3 protein-coding genes are annotated in these 5,007 nt (G+C 71.3%); all 3 read right to left on the reverse strand.

The annotated features are described in order from the left end of the window. Nucleotides 1–2,862: hypothetical protein (locus tag ACWD3D_RS33410; RefSeq protein ID WP_451464467.1), on the reverse strand; the 2,862-nt coding region annotated here is incomplete at its 3' end. Then, complete coding sequence (locus ACWD3D_RS33415; protein WP_451464468.1) at nucleotides 2,859–3,983, reverse strand: ATP-binding protein; 1,125 nt, start codon at nucleotides 3,981–3,983, stop codon at nucleotides 2,859–2,861. The genes ACWD3D_RS33415 and ACWD3D_RS33410, both read right to left, overlap by 4 nt. 47 nt (nucleotides 3,984–4,030) lie before the next feature. After that, nucleotides 4,031–5,007 (reverse strand): vWA domain-containing protein (locus tag ACWD3D_RS33420; protein WP_451464469.1); only part of this gene is annotated, 977 nt, incomplete at its 5' end.

The raw sequence follows: 5,007 nt of genomic DNA on the forward strand, positions 1-5,007 counted from the left end.
GCTCCGTTCACCCGTCGGTAAGCTGACGGCATGACAGGACAAGTACGTACCGTCGCACCCGAGCAGCGCGGCCACCGCGTCGCAGGTCGCCGGGTGAGCGGCGACCAACGCGACGCCCGTGCGCGCCGCGGTACCGGTGCCGGGGCGCCGGGGCGCCGCCGCCTCCGGCGGCTCGCGCCAGGGCGGTACGAAGGTGTCCAGCTCGTCGAGGCGCCCGGGGAAGATCCGCCCGGCCTCCCGAATCAGCAGCGGGGCGAGGTCGGCGCCCTCGGCCCGCAGGGTGGTGATGAGCGTCGGCAGCCAGGGCAGCAGCACCCGGTCGGGGAGCCGCGCGAAGGCGTTCGACACGGCTTCCACCACGAAGTCGGCGAGTTGCGGCACCGGCTCCAGGGCGTGCAGGAACCCGCTGAGGTAGCGCGGGTAGGCGGGCACCACCAGGGGGTTGCCGAGGAGGCCGTCGCAGCGTTCGCGCAGCTCCTCCCGGGAGAGCTGACCGAGGTGCGTCCGGGCCGCCCAAAGCAGGGCCACCCGGGCGGGCTCCTCGGGGTGGGACTGGGCCAGGGCCAGCTCCAGCTGGGTCCGGTCGCAGCCGAGCGAGAGCGCCAGCCCCTCCATGGAGAAGAGGAAGCCCAGCGTGGCGGCAACCTGACGGCCGGTCGCCGCCTCGTCGTGGAACGCGGTCGGCAGCAGGGTGCAGTAGTGCGCGTAACCGGCCTTGACGAAGGATTCGATCCATGGCGGGAGCACCGGCTCGCTGGTGCGGTAGTACGCCAGCAGCCGGCGTATCCGGCTCAGCACCTCGGGGGCGCCGTCCACGCCGCGCTCGGTGGTGAGCACCTCCAGGGCCCGGGCGCCGAGTTCGGCGGCGAGGCGTCCGCCGCGCAGGTGCAGCGTGGCGTCCTCCACCGCCCCGAGCACGATCGCGGTGGTCGCCTGCGGGGCGTACGCGGCCTTCCGCAGCCGCTGTTCCAGTACCTGTTCGATGCTGACGCCCTCGTACCCCAGCTCGATCAGGGCGCGTTGGTTGGTGCCGAGGGCGAGGTCCCAGGACTCCTGGCGGGACCGCTCGCCGAGCCGCCGTTCCCCCATGATCGGCCGGGCGGTGTCCTGGGGCATCAGCCGGCGCAGCATCCACAGCACGTCGGAGCAGCGCTCCAGCTCGGGCCGGGAGGCCATGTCGAGCAGTGCCCGGCGCACCCCGCGCTGCTGGAGGTCGAGCCCCAGCGGGGCGAGCCGGTCGTGCACGTCGCGGGCGAGCGGCGGCAGTGAGTCGTAACCGACCCGGCCGATCCGGTCGCCGCCCATCATGATCTCCACGAGCCGGCGCACGTCCCGGCGCCCGGGGACGGTGTCCTTCTCGACGCAGGTGACGGCCGCGTCCTGGAAGTCGTACGGGGTGGGGCGGGCCCGGTCGCGCATCCCGGCCAGCAGGATCGAGGTCTCGAAGACGGCGATGGCGTCGGCGGTGGAGGCGAGGTATCCGTTGCGGCGGGCGGCGCGCACGATCTCCACGGACCAGCCGAGGAGTTCAGCCTCGTCCAGGCCGTCCAGTACCGGCGGCTGCCGCAGAAACCCGGAGAGCCGGTCGGGGACGTTCTCCGCCGCCCGGACGGGGGCCGGAACCTTCGAACCGGTCGGTGCGGCCTTCGGCGCGCCCGCCTGGCCGGCCAGCCGGAAGGGCTTCACCCGGGTGCGCTTGAGGTTCTTCGTCCACTGGGTCGCGGCGATCGACACCGACCCCGGGGCGAGGCCGAACTGCGCCTCGATGGCGGTGTGGCTGGACGGGATGAGGCCGTAACTCCAGACGGTGCCGCTCGGCGGACTGATCTCGAAGCCGTCGGCGCCCGCCACCCCGAACTCGGCGACCCGGCTGGCCGCGTGGAACGCGCCGCAGACGTAGAGGCAGTCGGCGGGGTCGGTGCCGGTCGCGGCCAGGTGCTCCCGCATCCGGGTCCACATGTACCGCTCGCGGTCCTCGTCCACGCGCGTGCGGCGCGCGTCCTCGGGCGCGAGGCGCCGGAACAGGCTGCCGATCAGCAGCATGACCTGCCGGTACGTGTCGTGGTCGGCGTCGCCGAGCGGGAGTTCGACGTATTGGTGCCACCACTCCGACCAGTGCCGCACCCTGCCGTGGTGCAGCAGGTGCTCCTCCAGTTCGGCGAAGCGCGGACGCAGGTCGCCGATCTCCACGCCGACCGCGTCACCGTGCAGCGCGGCCTCCTCCTCGTCGGCGGAGGCGGAGGCGGGCGCGGGCGCGGAGGCGGAGGCGGGCGCGGAGGCGGAGGCGGGGGCGGCTCCTTCGCCGTCGGTGTGCTCCACGTGCGCCTGCCACTGGAAGACGTGGTCCGACGACCGGTCGACGAGGACCAGTTCGACGTCCGGGGTGTCCAGTGCGTAGGCGATGGCCTGGTACTCGGCGGACGCCTCCGTGATCGGCGCGACCACCGAGAGCGGGGCCCACGAGGCGGGGAAGCCCTCGACCTCGCTCGCGAAGGCCTGCACCGCCACCGGCAGCCGGCAGTTGCGCAGCTCGGTGAGGAGGGGTGCCATGTCCTCGCACAGCTCCAGGTAGACGACCTTCGGCCGCTTCTCCCGCAGCCGCCGCGCCATCGCGGTAGCCGAGGCGGGCGAGTGGTGGCAGACCGGGAAGATCTCCAGCGGCTCGCGCACCGCGCGGTCCACGTCGTCCACGAGCCCGAGGAGGATGCCCTCCAACGCGTCCGGTCCGTCCGCGAATGCCGCCGCCGCCTCGCTCAACTGCCCGCGCAGCGAGTCGAAACCGGTGTTCCCCCGCTGCCCGACGACCGTCTCCGGCACGGTGTCCCCCTCCTTCGTCCTGTCGATGAGATCCGCGTCCGTCATGCCAGGGTGGCGAGCGCGTCCCGGCCGCCCTCCAGGAACTCGGGCCAGGCGCCGCCCTCTTCCTTTCCGCGCGGCTCCACGACTCCGTGCAGGTACTTGTTGAGGATCGCCAGGTCCTCGGGCTCCCGCCGGACCAGCGATCCGACGAGCGAGGAAGCGAGGGTACGGGCGGTGAGCTGCCGCTCCCCGAAGAAGTCGCTGTGCAGGATGGCGTCCTCCAGCACCCCGATCTGCTCGGCGCTGGAGAGGGCGGACTCCAGCTTCTCGTCGTCGCTGCCCGCCGCGGCGGCGGTCGCACGCAGGTCGGCGAAGCTCTGCAGGAGCACGTCCAGCAGTGTCGGCGGCACGTCCAGCTCGATGTGGTGGCGGCGCAGCAGTTCCTCGGTGCGGAAGCGGACGATCTCCGCCTCGCTCTTCTTGTTCGTCACCACCGGGATGCGGACGAAGTTGAAGCGGCGCTTGAGCGCGGACGAGAGGTCGTTGACGCCCCGGTCGCGGCTGTTGGCGGTGGCGATGACGGAGAATCCGGGCTTGGCGAAGACGATGTTGTCGTCGCCCTCACCGCTTCCCAGTTCGGGGACGGAGACGTACTTCTCCGAGAGGATGGAGATCAGCGCGTCCTGGACGTCGCTGGTGGAGCGGGTGAGCTCCTCGAAGCGGCCGATGGTGCCGGTCTCCATCGCGGTCATGATCGGCGAGGGGATCATCGACTCCCGGGACTGGCCCTTGGCTATCACCATGGAGACGTTCCAGGAGTACTTGATGTGGTCCTCGGTGGTGCCGGCCGTGCCCTGCACCACCAGCGTGGAGTTTCGGCTGATGGCGGCGGAGAGCAGCTCGGCCAGCCAGCTCTTGCCGGTACCCGGGTCGCCGATCAGCAGCAGCCCGCGGTCGGAGGCGAGGGTGACGATCGAGCGCTCCACGAAACTGCGGTCGCCGAACCACTTCTGGGCGATCTCGCGGTCGAGGCCGTCGGCGCGCTCGGAGCCCAGGACGAACAGGCGGACCATCTTCGGCGACAGACGCCAGGAGAACGGCTTGGGGCCGTCGTCCACCGATTCCAGCCAGTCCAGCTCCTCGGCGTACTTGATCTCGGCGGGAGCGCGCAGCAGGTCGGACATGTCGGGCCTTTCGGGGATCGGGAGGGAGCCGGGCGGAAAGCGCGTACTCAGGTGAGGAAGTTCTTCAGCTCGTGGACGAGCTTGCGTATGTGGCCGGAGAGGACCGGCGTACCGAGGTCCTTGAAGCGTTCGCGGAACCACGGGTTGACGCTGCCGCGCCCCGAGCTGGTCACCGAGCCCACCGGGATGAACTTGACGCCCGACCGGTGGAGGGCGGCCATGGACTCGAAGAGCGGCTCGCACCGCCATTCGTAGAAGTCGGAGATCCACACCACGACGGTGTTGCGGGGCTCCGCGATCTTCGGCTGGGCCAGTGCCATGGCGACCGTGCCGTCGGTGCCGCCGCCGAGCTGGGTGCGCAGCAGCGTCTCGAAGGGGTCGTGCACCCACGGGGTGAGGTCGAGGGCCTTGGTGTCGTACGCGACGAGGTGGACGTCGACCTTGGGGAGCCCGGCGAAGATGGAGGCCAGGATGGTGCAGTTGACCATCGAGTCGACCATGGAGCCCGACTGGTCGACCACCACGATCAGCCGCTGGGGCGTCGTCTTCCGCGTGGTGTGGCGGTAGTAGAGGCGGTCGACGTAGAGCCGCTCCTCCTCGGGGCTCCAGTTGGTGAGGTTCTTCCAGATCGTGCGGTCGATGTCGAGGTTGCGGAAGACCCGCTTCGGCGGGACCGAGCGGTCCAGCGGCCCGACGGTCGCCTTCTCCACCTGGGTACGCAGCACCTCGGCGACCTCGTCCACGAACCGCCGGATCAGCGCCTTGGCGTTGGCCAGGGCAACACCGTCCAGGTTGTTCTTGTCGCGCAGCAACTGCTCGATCAGCGACATGCTCGGGGTGAGCCGCGCGGCGAGCTTCGGGTCGGCGAGCACCTCCCGCAAGCGCATCCGCCGCACCAGGCCGGCTTCGAGGGCGCCGAGTTCGGGGCCGATCGCCGGGATCAGCCGGCTGAGGTCGGGGGACGTACCGCCGCCCAGAGCGGCTGTTCGGCCAGCAGGTCGTCCATGCGGGAGTCGTTGCGCAG

This window comes from Streptomyces sp. NPDC002690 (assembly GCF_053592415.1).

Excerpts from the sequence above, each read along its gene's own strand:
- ACWD3D_RS33415 (WP_451464468.1), bottom strand. The coding sequence starts at position 3,983 with ATGTCCGACCTGCTGCGCGCTCCCGCCGAGATCAAGTACGCCGAGGAG.